This is a genomic window from Gordonia sp. PS3, assembly GCF_041950545.1.
Lineage (GTDB): Bacteria > Actinomycetota > Actinomycetes > Mycobacteriales > Mycobacteriaceae > Gordonia > Gordonia sihwensis.
Genome location: NZ_CP169524.1, coordinates 605168 through 620460, shown reverse-complemented (window position 1 = coordinate 620460; position 15293 = coordinate 605168). Strand labels below are relative to the sequence as shown.

Sequence of the window (15293 nt, the reverse complement as noted above, 5' to 3'; positions counted from 1 at the left end):
GTCGTTACAGTCCGGGAGCGGCGATACATTGGGCGCCATGGTCACGTCCCCACCGCAGCAGCTCACTCCCCCGCAGCGGGAGATCGCCGATCAGGTCATCACCTCGCTCGCCGGCCCCGACGCCCGGCTGCGGGCGGACCAGGAGACTGCGGTGGCAGCCCTGGCCGCGCCCGGCGCCCGCGTGCTCGTGGTGCAGGCCACCGGCTGGGGCAAGTCCGCCGTGTACTGGGCGGCCACGGCCGTCATCCGTGCGGCCGGCGGCGGACCGACCCTCATCGTCTCGCCACTGCTGTCGCTGATGCGCGACCAGGTGGCGGCGGCCACGCGCGGCGGACTGCGTGCTGCCACAGTGAATTCGGCGAATATCGACGAATGGTCGGCCATCGAGGGCGCGTTGCTCGACGGTTCGCTCGACGTACTGCTCGTGTCGCCCGAACGACTCGCCAATCCGGGTTTCGGTCGCCGCGTGCTCGAAGCTCTCGCCGGGCGGCTCGGCCTGGTCGTGATCGACGAGGCCCACGCCATCTCCGACTGGGGACACGACTTCCGTCCCGACTACCGGCGCGTGTCGGACGTGCTTCAGCGGCTGAATCCGCAGACCTCCGTGCTGGCGACCACTGCCACCGCCAACGCCCGCGTCACCGACGACGTCGCGGCGCAGCTCGGCGACGCCACGCTTGTCCTGCGCGGCCCGTTGGCACGGAAGTCATTGCATCTCAACGTGATCGATGGACTCGACCCACTGCAGCGGTACGCCTGGGTGGCACAGGAACTACCGATGCTTCCCGGTTCCGGAATCGTCTACGTGCTCACCGTCGCGGACGCCGATCGCCTTGTCCGGGCGATCCGCGCCGTCCACGGGGACGAACTCGCGGTCGCGGCCTACACCGGCGGACTGCCCGCCGAGGAAAGGCATCGCCTCGAAGACGATCTGCTCGCGGGCCGCGTCAAAGCTCTCATCGCGACGTCGGCGCTCGGGATGGGTTTCGACAAACCGGATCTGGGGTTCGTCGTGCATGTGGGAGCACCGCCGTCTCCGGTCTCGTACTACCAGCAGGTGGGCCGTGCCGGCCGTGCGCTCGACGAGGCGGTGGTGATGCTCCTCGCCTCCCGGCTCGACGACGCGATCTGGGAGCATTTCGCCACCGCGACGATCCCCGACCCGGCGCGCATGGAACGACTGCTGCAGACGCTGGGCGACGCCGACGGCCCGATGACGGTCCCGGGCCTGGAGTCCGCGACCGGTATCCGCCGCGGCCGCGTGGAACTGATGTGCAAACAGTTGGCGGTCGACGGAGTGGTCGAGCGATCGAGCGAGGGGTGGTCGGTCACCGGGAAGCCCTGGGTGTACGACGCCGAGCACTACGAGGGCGTCCTCGCCGTCCGGCGTCGCGAGGCCGACATCATGCGCTCGTTCATCCGCGGCGAGAAGTGCCTCATGCGTCTGCTAACCGAGTCCCTCGACGATCCTCGCTCCCAGGACTGCGGGCGCTGCTCGGTGTGCCGGGGCGAGATCACCCCCGGGCTCGCCGAGGCACCGGAGACCCGGATCGTCGCCGAGGTCGGAGCCGTGCTGCGGCGCGACGCCGAACTCCTCGAACCCCGCAAGATGTGGCCGGGCGGCGCCTTCGGCAGCCGCGGCCGGATCCCGCCCGGCGCCATGGCCGAACCGGGACGGGTGCTGGCCTTCGCCGACGCACCCCAGTGGCGCGATGTCCTCGACGCCGCGAAGGCGGGCGACTCGGAGGCGTCGAGCGCTCTCGCCGAAGCCGCCGTGACCGTGGTCGCGCAGTGGGGACGGTCGTCGGGAGTGCGGCCGGACGTGATCTACTCGCTCGACCTCACGGGCGGCACGCTGGCCGCTACCCTCGCTCAACGACTGCGCGAGGTGGGCCGCCGCACCGGCGACGCGCTCCCGGTGCGGCCCGGCCCGCGGCCCGGTCGAGAGGCCACCGGCGCGGACGAGGCGGCGTACTGGCGCGACCACCTCGGGCCCATGCCCGCTGTGTCGGGCGCGGTGCTCCTGGTGATCGACGAGACCGGGTCCGGCTGGCCGGTCACCCTCGCCGCCGCGGCACTGCGCGAGTCCGGGGCCTCCGCCGTCCTGCCGCTGGTGGTCCACAAGACCGCGTGAGGCGCGGCCGCGACGCCTCAGTCCGGGACGTTCTCCCCGTAGCCGAGCGCGCGCAGGCTGACGCGAATCCGCTCGGCGGCGTCGTCGAGCGACTCCGGCGAGGGATTCTGGTCGGCCTTGGTCAGATCGAACGACTCCAGCGAGTGCGCCGGGAACACGTGGATGTGCAGGTGCGGCACTTCCAGACCGGCGATCAGCATGCCCATCCGCGGGGCGTCGAAGGCGTCCTTGACCGCTCGGCCGATCTTCTGCGACACGTCGGTCATATGCGTGAACGTGGGCGTGTCGATCTGCTCCCAGTGATCGATCTCCTTGCGCGGCACCACCAGCACGTGCCCCGGAGTGACCGGCGCGATGGTCATGAAGCCGACCGAGACGCCGTCCTTCCAGACGAAGCGGCCCGGCAGATCGCCGTTGATGATGTGCGTGAAGACCGAAGGCATGACCCGAGTGTAGGATGAGCCTCAGACCTCCGCAGGCGGGTGGTCCGGCTCGTCGGTTCCGGCGGCGCCGGCGAATCCCGCGGTGTCGATCCGGGGCAGGATGAACCAGAATCGCGCGCCCTCGCCCGGTGCGGTGTCGACCCCGACCCGGCCGCCGTGGGCGTCGACGAGCGCCGCCACGATGGAGAGGCCGAGTCCGTTCCCGGCCCCCGGGACCTCTCGGTGGCGGGAGTGATCGCCCCGGTAGAAGCGCTCGAAGACATGCTCGGCGTCCTCGGCCGTCATTCCCGGTCCGTCGTCGGCCACCGTGACCCGCACGTCCGACGGCGACGATTCCACGACCACCCGGATGTGCGCGTCCGGCCCCGCGTGGGCGACGGCGTTCCCGACCAGATTGCGCACCACCTGTGTCAGCCGGGCGACGTCGCCGACCACCACCGGATCGCCGGTGGCGGACGGAACGTCGAAGGCGATGTCCGATCCGGGCGCGCCGGCCCGCGCCCCCTCGACGGCGTCGGCCACCAACGGCACGATCTCCACCTCGCCGCGGTTCAGCGGGCGCTGGGCGTCGAGCCGCGCGAGGATCAGCAGGTCCTCCACGAGCAGGCTCATCCGGTCGGCCTCCGACGAGATCCGGCGGACCGCGTCGCCGGAGTCCACCGCGCCCATCGAGAGCAGCTCGGAGAACCCCTTGATGGACGTGAGCGGTGTCCGCAGCTCATGCGATGCGTCGGCGACGAACCGGCGCATCTTCTCCTCCGACCGCCGGGCCTGCTGCTCGGATCGGGCAGTCGCCGCGAAGGCCGCCTGGATCTGCGTCAGCATGGCGTTCACCGACCGGCCCAGACTGCCCACCTCGGTGTTCTCCGGCGCTTCGGCGACTCGCCGGTGCAGGTCGCCTCCCGCGATCGCGTGCGCGGTCTCCTCCACGCGGCGCAGCGGGCGCAGGCTCGACCGTACGAGCAGCGAGCTGAGCACGCCGATCACGATCACCACGACGGCGCCGATCCCCACCTGCAGCCAGATGAGACGGTTCATCGTCTCCTGGACGTCGGTGAGCGGGATCGCCACCACCGTGGACCCGAAGTCCGACTGCCGCTTGATGACCCTCCACTGCGGCCCCGGGCCGGCGGAGTCGACGGTCGTCGGCGCCGCGTCGCCGTCGGGCAGTGAACTCAGGTCCGGGCTCGACGAGAAGTCGCTGATCGTCAGGGTCATTCCGGTCGGCAGTTCCGTGGACACGTAGTACTGCGACGGCGGGCGCTTGGGGCCGGGCGGGCCGGTCCGGTGGTCGGTGGAGAGATCGCGGGGCCGGGCCCAGCCGTTGACGGCGTCGTCCAGCCCGGCGTCGGTACGCGAGATGAGGTTGCCGCGCATCGCCGAGGTGACCGCGAAACCGGAGAACACCAGACCGAGGGCGACGAGGACGGCGGTCAGCACCACCAGCGAGATCCGCAGCGGCACGCCGCGGCGCCCGCCACGGTGCGGCAGGTGCGGATGCGGAGGGGGTGGGCCGGGCGGTTGCGGAGCGGGGCCGACGCCGGGCGGATTCATCGTCATTCGCGGGGCTCACGCATCACGTATCCCACGCCGCGCAGCGTGTGGATGAGCCGCTTGGGCCCGGTGTCGATCTTGCGGCGCAGGTAGGAGACGTACGATTCGACGACGTTCACGTCACCGCCGAAGTCGTAGCTCCACACGTGGTCGAGGATCCGCGGCTTCGACAGCACGGTCCCGGCGTTGACCATGAAGTACCGGAGCAGGGTGAACTCGGTCGGTGAGAGCGAGACCAGTTCACCGTTCTTGAACACCTCGTGCGTCTCGTCGTCGAGTTCCAGATCGGAGAAGACGATTCGGGTCGGTTCCGCCTCGCCTTCGCCGAAGCCGCTGCGCCGCAGCAGAACGGCCAGCCGCGCCACCACCTCCTCGAGGCTGAACGGCTTGGTGACGTAGTCGTCGCCGCCGATCGTGAGTCCGTTCACCTTGTCCTCCACCGAGTCCCGGGCCGAGAGGAACAGGGCCGGGGCGTCCACACCGTCGGCCCGCAGGCGCCGGAGCAGGCCGAACCCGTCCATCCCCGGCATCATCACATCGAGGACCAGGACGTCCGGCCTGAAGGTACGGACGACGTCGAGCGCGCGCGGTCCGTCGGCGGCGGCGACGACCTCGTATCCCTGGAATTTCAACGACACCGACAGCAGTTCCCTGATGTTCTCCTCATCGTCGACGACGAGGACCTTGGCGGGTTTGTCAGCAGAAGTCATGGTTCCAGCTTGCCTGCCCCTCCGGCGGTCCGACTGGCAAGAACCTGGGAGATCACTGTGAGGGTCGCGCCCGGCCGTGCTGCCGCATCAGCGGCGACGGGAATCCCGGCGCCGGCCGATCGTCCCCCAGCCACCGGGTGAGCTCGTCGGCCCGCTCGGCGAGCGCGTCGCGGGCCTCGGCGGGAAGGTCTTCGAGCGGAACCACCCTCACCCCCTGTTCGGTCAGCACCCAGCCGCCGACGATCCGCCCGTCCCACCAGGCCGTCTGTCCTCCGTTGCCGGTGCGGTCGAACAACTCCGGACCGTGGGATCCCAGATAGAAGTCGCGCTCCCGCCAGCCCATGGTGGCCGGGTCCAGGCCGGGCAGCAGCAGTGCCCGCGGCGGCACCGGCTCCACCTCCGCGAGATCGTCGGACATCAGATAGCCCGTGGCACCCGAGTCCAGTTCCACCTCGGTCACCGGCAGCGATGCCAGTGCGGCGCGCACCGCGGTCTTGGTGGTGCCGAGCCACCACACCAGATCGGCTTCGGTGCCCGGACCGTACCGGCGCAGCCACCGCTCCACCAGTGCGACGTGCCCCGCCGCCTCGTCGACATGCGGCAGGGGCGCCCCCAGCCACGACGACATCGACGTCCACGACGGCCGCGAGCGGTGCCAGTCGGCGGCGTTCGGGCCGCGCACCACCTCTCCCCGCGCGGCCAGATGGTTGAGCATTCGGGGCAGCATCGGCGACGGTCCGCCGTACGACTTGCCGTGGTCGCGCATGATCTCGATGTCGAACTCCGGCAACCGTCTCCGCAACTCCGGTGCCGAAAGTGCGGCCCCGTCGGAGAGCTCCGCGAGAATCGCCTCGCGCGCCCGCTCGATCCAGGCCTCCGGATGGTCCGGACCGTCGTCGCGACGCAGATCGCGAAGGATGTTCGTCCGTTCCGAAGCTGCCACCCGGGGCCCGATCGCGCCGACCGCCTCGGCGAGCACCGGCCGGGTCATCACGAACAGCGTCCGGCGCATCACGAGCTGTTTGACCACCGAGCGCTCGTCGTACAACGCGGTCTCCACCGTCTGCGGGTCGGGCGCCGCACCCCGGGCCCACGCCGCCAGGTGGACCGTCGACGGCACGGTGGCATGAAGTCCGATGACGGCGTCGGCGACCTCGGTGACCCGGTGTCCGGCGGAGCCGTCCAGCAGATGGCGACGCAGCAGCCGAGCGCGCCGCTGACCGTCGCCGACGCGCGGTCGGGCGGTCACACCGAGCCCCGCTCGACCGGGGCGTGCGGGATGTGGCCGCCCGAGACCGCGACGACCGCCTCGATCTCGACCCGCTGCCCCGGGTAGGGCAGCGCCGACACCCCGAGGACTATCGACGGCGGAGTCGCGTCGAACGCGGTGTCCAGCGCGAGCCACACGGCGCCGAGCTCGTCGGCACCGGCGGCCGCGACGTAGACGGTCAGTTTCACGATTCCCGATCGCGCGGCGCCCCGCTCCGCGAGCAGGACGTCGAGACACTCGACGGCGCGGCGGACCTGCGCCTCGGGGTCGTTCGCGCCCACGATCGCGCCGTCGGCGTCGAGTGGCGAGATTCCCGCGGTGAAGATCAGCGCTCCGGGTGCCGTCTGTGCGCCGTAGGCGAATCCGCCGTCGTGCAGGGTCGCGGACCGGAAGTACTCGGGTTCGGTCATCGGAAGCTCAGCACCTCGTCTCCCCACGCGCGCAGCGTGCTGTCGTCCAGTCCGGTCACCGAGGTGTCCTCGGTGCCGCCGATCAACAGCGAACTGTGGCGCTGCGGCACGTACGCCTCCCAGAGCGCGTCGCCGTCCTCCCCGGTGTTCGGGTCGCCGTCCGCGGCGAAACCGAGCCAGCGGTACTGCATCCGGTGCCGCACCTTCTCGCCGGTGGCCCGTCCGCCGAGCGCGTACATCGGATCACGCCGGCTCGACGCCGGGTTGCCCCACACGTACGGCACCTCGGTGGCGTGCGCGGCACCGTAGCCGAGGACGCGGAGGAGCGGTGTGGCCCAATCGAACCGGTACAGGTACACCGGCGCCACCTGGGCGTGCGACTCCGCGATCCACACCGCGGGCATCCGGAATCCGATGTCGCGGGAGATGGCCATACTGCGCACTCCCGAGGGCACGTGACGGTAGGAGGAGTCGAGGCGGTCGGGTTCGGGGACGCGCAGCGTCGGCCGCTCGGTGCCGATCAGGGTGAACATCGCGTCCACACCGTCATTCTTCACCGGAAGCAGCGGCGTCGACATCCAGCGGAACAGCGAGGTCTCGTGCCGGTTGGTTCCGATGAGCAGCGGCACGCGGTGCGCCTCGCCCGAGACGATGGCCTCCATCGGATCCAGCGGCACCAGATCGCCGTCCACCACGGGGGCGAACGCGATGGTGCCGGGGAACCGGTTGGGTACCAGGTTGAAGATCGCCGACGACGCGTTCACCAGATCCAGCGCAGGCGTCCGGCGCAGTTCGCTCGGCCGCACGTACTCGGGCGGGAGCTCGGCCAGCAGCATGTTCGCGTAACGCTCGGCACGCTCGGCGTCGTACACGGTGGTGGCCGGGGAACTCTGGGCGATCGCCCGATGGAACAGTCCCTTCGCCGCGGGCGAGGCCAGCAACGTGGTCACCACACCGGCGCCGGCCGATTCGCCGAACAGCGTGACGTTGCCCGGATCTCCGCCGAAACGCTCGATGTTGTCGCGCACCCAGCCCAGCGCGGCGAGCACGTCCGAGAGACCGCAATTGGCCTGGAAGGTCTCGTCGCCGGACGAGAGATGACGCAGATCGGCGAACCCGAACGCGCCCATCCGGTAGTTGAGGGTGACGATGATCGTCGGCGTCCCGCGGGTGACGGACGACTGCACCAGGGACCCCGGGTCGTACAGCGGCTGCGACCCCGATCCGCAGAGGTAGGCGCCGCCGTGGACCCACACCATCACCGGCAGGCGTGCGTCGGTGCCGGCCACGCCGCGCGGCGTCCCGACATTCAGATAGAGGCAGTCCTCGTTGGCGAAGGCCTCCGGCCCGAGATCGATCACCTGCATCACCGGCTGCGGGCACACCGGGCCGAAGTTGCGGGCGTCGATGACCTCGCTGCGCTCACGGGGCGGCTGCGCGTGCAGCCAGCGTCGCGGCCCGGTCGGACGAGCCGCGTACGCGACTCCCAGCCACAGGTCGGCCGATGGTGTGCTGGTGCCCCGCAGCGGACCGTAGACAGTGTCGACGACGTGAACGGTGTCAGTCACGCCTCCATCTTGCCGGGCGATGGACCGGTGTGCAGCATGTGCCGACTCCGGGCCGCGCGGCCGTAGCATGGATTCATGACCAGTTCACTGCCCCTGATCCTGCGCGAGGAGCCGTTCTTCGAAGCCACCGAGGTGTCCCTGCCGGACGCGGTGCGGGTGGTGACCATGGAATTTCCCGAGGTCCGCATGGACGACCTGCCGGAGATCTTCGACGGCCATTTCCACCTGCTGGCGCAGGCTCGGCCGATCGGACCGGGCTTCGCCGTCTACGAGGGCGACGTCACCGACGAGTTCGACGTCACGATCGGTTTCCCCGTGGCCGAGCCCACCGACCTCGAGGGCATCGACAACGGGACCTTCCCCACCGGCCGCGCCCTGGTGATGTCGCACCTCGGCGGCTTCGACGGTCTCGGGTCGGCGTGGGAGCTGCTCATGGAGACCCATTTCGCCAAAGGGGGTGCGGTGCCCCGCGCGGTGGTCGAGATCTACGTGACCGATCCCAGCGTCGTCGCACACGACGACCTGCGGACCGATCTGCTGGTCCTCCTCTGAGGACCGCACCGCCGGGAGAGTGGAGCGGGCCCGACGCATCGGATGCGTCAGGCCCGCGGCGGAGCCCCCTGTCAGGATTGAACTGACGACCGCTCGCTTACAAGGCGAGTGCTCTACCACTGAGCTAAGGAGGCCTGCGGCGGAAGTATATAGGGTCACACCGCGAACCAGTAACGCCCGGTCCCCGGGCCGACGACTTACCTCGGGCACCTCCGCGGGACAACCCTCGCGGGCCGGTGCGTGCGATGCCACGATCGAAGGCGGCGGCCCCACCGGACCGCCTCCGCGACTGACCTGTGAGGAGGCAGGGTGCGTGTGAAAGCGATGTTCCGTCAGGGACTCGACAAGATTCTCGGCGACGCCACGGCCACGATCGACACGATCGAGCCGGGCAGCATCGTCGTCGCACCCCGCAAACCGATCCCGCTCGACGACGAGGCCGCGATCACCGAAGTCCTCGATCTCGCCGCACGTATCGGCGCGGTGCTCCTCGACTCGGGTACCGGCGCCATCGACACCGGTAACCAGATCGCTTTCGTCGCAAGCATTTACGGTCTCGAGGACGTCGTCGTGGACGTCACGTTCAACCGCATCCTGGTGAGCGCCCGGCGGGGCCCCACGCTGCCGCCGGTCACCACCGTGCGCACGGTCCACTACCGGTCGCTCGACTTCACCCGGCTCGCGCACGTCGACCGCCTGGTGCGGCGCATCCGGCAGTTGGCCATCACCCCCGGAACCGCGCACCGGATCGTCGACGGCATCGTCAGCGCCCCTCACCCCTACCCGTACTGGCTCGCGAATCTGGCCTGGGGCGTTCTGGCGCTGGGTATCTCGATCCTTCTCGGCGGTACCACGCTGGTGGTGCTGACGGCTTTCCTGACCACCGTCGTCATCGTCGCTCTCAACCGGCGGCTGGCCCGCATCGGAACCCCGATCTTCTTCCAGCAGATGCTCGGCGGGTTCATCGCCGTGCTCCCCGCGGCCGGCCTGTACCACTGGCGCGAGGCGCTCGACGTGAGTTTCGCGCCGTCGCAGATCATCGCGGCGGGGATCGTGGCGCTGTTGTCGGGACTGTCGCTGGTCGGTTCGGTGCAGGACGCGATCACCGGGGCGCCGATCACCGGCACCGCCCGATTCTCCGAGGTCGTGCTGATGACCGGCGGGATCCTGGCGGGCGTGGCCATGGCGATCCGGCTGGTCGAGGCGCTGGGCGGGAGTCTGCCGGGCCTGACGACGACGTCTCCGTTCGGACCGTCGGACGTGGCCGCGACCGTGATCGGCGGAGCGATCGCCGCGGGCGCCTTCGCACTCGCCAGCTACGCCGAGCGTCGCGCGATCCCGGTCGCGCTCGGCGCGGGTGTGCTGGCCTCCGGGGTGATCAGCGGGCTCTCGCTCACGGACGCGGGAGCCATCGTCTCGGGTGCGGTCGCCGCGATCGTCGTCGGCCTCATCGGTGGTCTCGCCGCTCGTCGAGCCCTCGTCCCGCCACTCGTGGTCGCCGTCGCCGGCATCACCCCGCTGCTGCCCGGTCTGGCGATGTACCGCGGTCTCTACGGTGTGATGAGCGGCGAGACGCTGGCCGGCTTCGGCGAGCTGGCCACAGCCATCGCGGTCGGCTGCTCCATCGCCGCCGGAGTCACCCTCGGCGAATTCATCGCACGCACGCTCAAACGGCCCCGGCTGCCCGCGGCGCTGGCGCGCCAACGCGACGCGCTGCGCGACGGCCGGCCGCACGGCTTGACCCTCACGCGACGTAAGCCTCCACGCTGGAATCCATGACGGCGACGAACGGGGCCGACGGCACGGGGACGACCACCTGGACGGTGGGACGTCTGGCCGATCTGACCGGAGTCACGGTGCGCACTCTGCACCACTACGACCGGATCGGACTGCTGTCGCCCGCCAAGCGCACCGGAGCCGGCTACCGCCTCTACACCGAGGCGGACCTCGACCGGCTCTGGCGCATCGTCCTCTACCGGCGGCTGGAGATGCCGCTGGACGAGATCGCGGCACTGCTCGACGGCGACGGCGACCCAGTCGATCACCTGCGCAGGCGACGCGAGGCCGTCGTGTCCAGGCTGGGCGAGTTGACCGAACTCGTCGCAGCCATCGATCGAGCGATGGAGACGCAGATGCAGCAACGACCAGCGACCGCCGAAGAGATGCGAGAGATCTTCGGCGACGGATTCCGCGACGAGTACCAGGCCGAAGCCGAGGAGCGGTGGGGGCAGACCGACGCGTGGAAGCAGTCGGCCCGCCGCACTCGCGACTACACCAAGGCGGACTGGGAACAGATCAAGGCGGAGACCGACGCGATCCACGCGGCGTTCGCCGCGGCCATGCGGGCGGGCGAACCCGCCGACAGCACGGCCGCCATGGACGCCGCAGAACGGGCGCGCAAGCACATCGACGAGCGCTTCTACGAGTGCAGCCACGAGTTCCACACCTGCCTCGGCGAGATGTACGTGAGCGACCCGCGGTTCACCGCGTCGTACGAGGAGATCGAGCCCGGACTGGCCCGGTACGTACGGGATGCGATCGTCGCGAACGCCGACCGGCACCGCTGATCGGCTCGGGTAGAATCCCGGCCATGGCAGCTAAGACGACCGACGACATCGCCGATGACGAACTGGAGCCGGTGACCGACGAGACCGCACACAAGGCCCGCCGCGTGGTGGCCGCTTACGCCACCGACGCCGACGAATGCCGCATGCTGCTGTCGATGCTCGGAATCGCTCCCGGCGAGTCCGCCTGACGCGGATGACGGCCCCCGGGCACCCTGCGACGGGTGCGGATTTCGTCGTCGTCGCAAATCGTCTTCCGGTCGACAAGAAGGTTCGGCCCGACGGCTCCGTGGTCTGGAAGCGTTCGCCGGGCGGACTCGTGACGGCACTGACCCCCACCCTGGAGACCCGGTCGGGCGCCTGGGTGGGGTGGTCGGGCAGCGCGTCGCAGGACGGGTCCCCCGAGGAGAAGCCCGACGTCGAGGGCATCGACATCCACCCGGTGCCGCTGAGCGCCGCAGAGGTCGAGGACTACTACGAGGGGTTCTCGAACGCCACTCTGTGGCCGCTGTTCCACGATCTACTCGTCAAGCCCGAGTATCGGCATGACTGGTGGGAGGCGTACGTCCGGGTGAACCGCCGGTTCGCGGAGACCGCCGCGAGTGCTGCGGCCCCGAATGCGATGGTCTGGGTTCAGGACTATCAGCTGCTCCTGGTCCCCGCGATGCTGCGCGAGACGCGTCCCGACCTGCGGATCGGGTTCTTCCTGCACATCCCCTTCCCGCCGACCGAGCTGTTCAGCCAGCTCCCCTGGCGCACCGATCTTCTCGAGGGCCTGCTGGGCGCCGACCTGCTCGGCTTCCACCTGCCCGGAGGCGCAGAGAACTTCCTGACACTCGCGCGCCGGCTCCTCGGCACTCGCACCTCGAACGGCCCGATCACCGCGCGGGAGGATTTCGGAGCGGTGGAGTACGACGGCCGCACCGTCAAGGTCGGCTCGTTCCCCATCTCCATCGATTCGGCCGATGTGGCGGCGCAGGCCACGGCCGCCGCCGACCGCGCGGTCGCGATCCGCGCCGAACTCGGTGACCCCGAGGTGCTCCTGCTCGGCGTCGACCGGCTCGATTACACCAAGGGAATCGACGTCCGGCTGGCCTCGCTGGAGCGGCTGTTCGCTTCCAGCCGGCTCGATCCCGCGAAGACGGTGATGGTGCAGCTCGCCAGCCCCAGCCGCGAGCGCGTCGACAGTTACATCGACATGCGCAATCGCATCGAGCAGATGGTCGGTCACCTCAATGGCAAATACGGGACCGTCGCGCGCCCGCCGATCCGCTACCTGCTGCAGCCGGTGGCCCGCGACGAGTTGCTCGCCTATTTCCGCGCGGCCGACGTCATGCTCGTGACCCCGATGCGCGATGGGATGAACCTTGTCGCCAAGGAGTACCTCGCCGCGCGCGCGGATCTCGGCGGCGCCCTCGTCCTGAGCGAGTTCACCGGCGCCGCAGCCGAACTCGGCGAGGCCTACCTGCTGAATCCGTACGACGACCGCGACGTCGACGACGCGATCGAGGCCGCCGTCACCGATCCCGCCGAAGTCCGCCGTGAGCGGATGCGCATCCTCCACGATCAGGTGATGACCAACGACGTCGATCTGTGGGCCACCAGCTTCCTCGACACCCTCGCCGCCGACGCATGACCGAGACGATGCTCGACGACGCCCTGCGGGCCGCGCTCGAAGCGTTCGCCGCCCGTCCGCGGGTGCTCGTCGCCTCCGACTACGACGGGTGCGTCTCACCCATCGTGGCGCGGCCCGAGGACGCCGTCCCCGAACCGCGCTCGATGGCGGCGCTGGAGCAGTGCGCCGCGGCGCCGCGGACCGCGGCGGCACTGGTGTCCGGCCGGGCCCGCGCCGACCTGCGCGCGCTCTCCGGTGCGAGTGAGAACATCACGCTGGTCGGCAGCCACGGCGCCGAGTTCGCCGAAGGCTTCGACGATCCGGTCACCGACGGGCAACGCGAACTGCTGCGGCGGATCGTCGCCGAGTTCCGCGGTCTGAGTGCCCGGTTCCCCGGCACCTCGGTGGAGGTGAAGCCGGTCAGCACCACCCTTCATGTGCGCAACGCATCCCCTGCCGACGCCGACGCCGCGCTCGCTCTCGCCGAGTCCGGTCCGGCGTCGTGGGACGGGGTGCAGGTGACCCACGGCAAAGCGGTCATCGAACTCGCGGTGATCGAGACCAGTAAGGGACACGCCCTCGACCGCCTGCGCGCGGCGCTCGAGGTGGACGCCGTGCTCTACCTCGGCGACGACGTGACCGACGAGAAGGCCTTCGCGCGCCTCGGTCCGGACGATGTGGGAGTCAAGGTCGGAGACGGCCCGACGGCGGCGCACTTCCGCGTCGCGGATCCGAACGGGGTCGCGACAGTCCTGGAGACCGTGGCCGCTCTGCGCCGCTGACGGTCGTGCGAAGGCGCACTGAGCGCCCCTCCCCCAGGCTGGTTGAGCGAGCGCAGCGAGTCGAAACCCCAAACAGGCGGTCTCGACACGGCATGCTCGCTACGCTCACACGCCTACTCGACAACCCTGAAACAGACCACCGAGCGACCTTTCAGGCTTGTTGAGCGAGCGCAGCGAGTCGAAACCTCAAACAGGCAGTCTCGATACGGCAACCCTGAAACAGCTGCCGAGCGACCCTCCAGGCTCGTTGAGCGAGCGCAGCGAGTCGAAACCCCACACAGGCAGTCTCGATACGGCAACCCTGGAAACAGCTACCGAGCGACCTTTCAGGCGGCGGATTCAAGCGGTGGGCGCAAGAAGCTCTGCGAGCTTCTCTGATGGTGTCAGATAGCCCAGAGTCTTGCGCGGTCGGCTGTTGAGGCTGTCCTGGATCGCGTCCAACTCCTCGCGGGTGACGGCGCTCAGGTCGGTGCCCTTGGGCAGGTACTGACGCAACAGGCCGTTGGTGTTCTCGTTGCTCCCGCGCTGCCAGGGCGAGTGGGGATCGCAGAAGTAGATCGGGATACCCGTGGCAGTGGTGAACGCCGCGTGCTGCGACATCTCCGCGCCCTGGTCCCAGGTGATCGTTCTGGCCAACGAGGACGGTAGTTTGCTGATCGCGGCGCGCATCGCTGCCTCGACCTGCTCGGCTGTCTTGCCATCTGGGAGGTGCAACAGCAGCGTCATCCGCGTCGATCGCTCGACGAGCGTCCCGACCGCGCTGCGGCTGCCCTCGCCAAGGATGAGGTCGCCTTCCCAGTGTCCGGGCACGGCGCGGTCGTCGGCTTCTGCGGGGCGTTCGCTGAGCATCACCATGCCGGGGATCCGGCCGCGGCCGTCAGTGGTGCCGCGGGGCTTTCGGGCCGCTCTTCCGGACCGTAGACACCGCGCCAACTCGCGGCGCAACTCGCCTCGGCCCTGGACAAACAGGGACTGGTAGATCGTCTCGTGGCTCACGCGCATCTCCGGATCATCGGCGTGATCCAACCGTAGGCGCGCCGCGATCTCCTCGGGGGACCACAACTGCTCCAGCCGGCTGGAGACCTCCTCGAGCAACCGGCCTGACGCGAGCTTGAAAGACTTCGGCCGACGAGCTTGATCGCGAGCGCGTTCGTGCGCATGCCATGCCGAGTAGCCGCAGCGACCACCGCCGCGCTTCACCTCGCGGCTGATGGTCGACACCGCGCGCCCCAGGTGCTCGGCGATCGCGGTGAAGGTGTCGCCACGATTGATCCCCACCAGGATCTGCTCGCGCTCGTCAATCGTCAGGCAGCCCTGGCGTGGCTCCCAGCCGAACGGCTTGGCGTCGGCGTGCCTGCCGGTGCGGGCCATGATCCCGACCATCGGCGCGCTGCAGCCGATCTCCTTGGCGATGTCGACCAGCCGCCAACCCCTCGCATGCAGCCTGAGTGCCAGCCGCTTCTGCTCCCGACTGAGATGACCGTGCTTGCCCTGCATCCGGATCCTCCTGTGATCAGTGACTGCCTCATCTCACAGGACTCGTTGCACTGACCGCTTGAATCCGCCGGCCCGTTGAGCGAGCGCAGCGAGTCGAAACCCCAGACAGACGGTCTCGATACGGCATGCTCGCTACGCTCACAGGCCTACTCGACAACCCTCAACAGACAAACACCACCGAGCGACCCTCCAGG

General features: G+C 69.8%; 14 protein-coding genes and 1 tRNA gene. 7 read left to right on the top strand and 8 right to left on the bottom strand.

Annotation, left to right across the window (positions count from 1 at the left end):
* Nucleotides 1-37: 37 nt before the first annotated feature.
* Nucleotides 38-2134, top strand: a complete 2097-nt coding sequence (locus ACE11G_RS02855) for an ATP-dependent DNA helicase RecQ (RefSeq protein WP_006897323.1) — start codon at nt 38-40, stop codon at nt 2132-2134.
* Nucleotides 2135-2151: 17 nt separating this feature from the next.
* Here the strand turns inward: ACE11G_RS02855 and ACE11G_RS02850 are convergent, their stop codons facing one another.
* The 6 genes from ACE11G_RS02850 to ACE11G_RS02825 are packed head-to-tail and all read right to left on the bottom strand — an operon-like array spanning nt 2152 to nt 8089.
* Nucleotides 2152-2577: an HIT family protein gene (locus tag ACE11G_RS02850; RefSeq protein ID WP_006897324.1), complete on the bottom strand. Its 426-nt coding sequence runs from the start codon at nt 2575-2577 to the stop codon at nt 2152-2154.
* Nucleotides 2578-2598: 21 nt separating this feature from the next.
* Nucleotides 2599-4137: a cell wall metabolism sensor histidine kinase WalK gene (locus tag ACE11G_RS02845; RefSeq protein WP_006897325.1), complete on the bottom strand. Its 1539-nt coding sequence runs from the start codon at nt 4135-4137 to the stop codon at nt 2599-2601.
* Nucleotides 4134-4841 (bottom strand): response regulator transcription factor, encoded by a 708-nt coding sequence (locus tag ACE11G_RS02840; RefSeq protein ID WP_006897326.1) that lies wholly within the window; start codon nt 4839-4841, stop codon nt 4134-4136. Before ACE11G_RS02840 ends, ACE11G_RS02845 begins: the two co-directional genes overlap by 4 nt.
* Nucleotides 4842-4893: 52 nt before the next feature.
* Nucleotides 4894-6090: a winged helix DNA-binding domain-containing protein gene (locus ACE11G_RS02835; RefSeq protein ID WP_006897327.1), complete on the bottom strand. Its 1197-nt coding sequence runs from the start codon at nt 6088-6090 to the stop codon at nt 4894-4896.
* Nucleotides 6087-6521 (bottom strand): RidA family protein, encoded by a 435-nt coding sequence (locus tag ACE11G_RS02830; protein WP_006897328.1) that lies wholly within the window; start codon nt 6519-6521, stop codon nt 6087-6089. The genes ACE11G_RS02835 and ACE11G_RS02830 overlap by 4 nt, the downstream gene beginning before the upstream one ends.
* Nucleotides 6518-8089: a carboxylesterase/lipase family protein gene (locus ACE11G_RS02825; RefSeq protein ID WP_006897329.1), complete on the bottom strand. Its 1572-nt coding sequence runs from the start codon at nt 8087-8089 to the stop codon at nt 6518-6520. Before ACE11G_RS02825 ends, ACE11G_RS02830 begins: the two co-directional genes overlap by 4 nt.
* A 75-nt stretch (nt 8090-8164) precedes the next feature.
* On the opposite strand from ACE11G_RS02825, the gene ACE11G_RS02820 reads away from it, so the two are divergent.
* The gene (locus tag ACE11G_RS02820; RefSeq protein WP_006897330.1) at nt 8165-8641 is read left to right on the top strand and encodes a GyrI-like domain-containing protein; all 477 of its coding nucleotides are present in this window, start codon (nt 8165-8167) and stop codon (nt 8639-8641) included.
* 62 nt (nt 8642-8703) lie between these two features.
* On the opposite strand, the gene ACE11G_RS02815 is transcribed toward ACE11G_RS02820, so the two are convergent.
* A tRNA-Thr gene (locus tag ACE11G_RS02815) sits at nt 8704-8775 on the bottom strand.
* Nucleotides 8776-8956: 181 nt separating this feature from the next.
* Between ACE11G_RS02815 and ACE11G_RS02810 the strand changes: the two genes are divergently transcribed.
* Genes ACE11G_RS02810 through otsB form a run of 5 tightly spaced genes read left to right on the top strand, consistent with a single transcriptional unit; the run spans nt 8957 to nt 13602 of the window.
* Nucleotides 8957-10420, top strand: a complete 1464-nt coding sequence (locus ACE11G_RS02810; RefSeq protein ID WP_039867752.1) for a threonine/serine exporter ThrE family protein — start codon at nt 8957-8959, stop codon at nt 10418-10420.
* Nucleotides 10417-11208, top strand: a complete 792-nt coding sequence (locus ACE11G_RS02805) for a MerR family transcriptional regulator (RefSeq protein WP_062366028.1) — start codon at nt 10417-10419, stop codon at nt 11206-11208. Before ACE11G_RS02810 ends, ACE11G_RS02805 begins: the two co-directional genes overlap by 4 nt.
* Nucleotides 11209-11231: 23 nt before the next feature.
* The gene (locus ACE11G_RS02800; protein ID WP_006897333.1) at nt 11232-11396 is read left to right on the top strand and encodes a hypothetical protein; all 165 of its coding nucleotides are present in this window, start codon (nt 11232-11234) and stop codon (nt 11394-11396) included.
* 5 nt (nt 11397-11401) lie between these two features.
* Nucleotides 11402-12841, top strand: a complete 1440-nt coding sequence (locus tag ACE11G_RS02795) for a trehalose-6-phosphate synthase (protein ID WP_375003603.1) — start codon at nt 11402-11404, stop codon at nt 12839-12841.
* Entirely contained in the window at nt 12838-13602 is a 765-nt protein-coding gene (gene otsB, locus ACE11G_RS02790; RefSeq protein WP_006897335.1) for a trehalose-phosphatase, read from the top strand. Before ACE11G_RS02795 ends, otsB begins: the two co-directional genes overlap by 4 nt.
* A gap of 339 nt (nt 13603-13941) precedes the next feature.
* Here the strand turns inward: otsB and ACE11G_RS02785 are convergent, their stop codons facing one another.
* Nucleotides 13942-15099, bottom strand: coding sequence for an IS30 family transposase (locus ACE11G_RS02785; RefSeq protein WP_006896665.1), 1158 nt, complete (start codon nt 15097-15099; stop codon nt 13942-13944).
* Nucleotides 15100-15293: the final 194 nt, after the last annotated feature.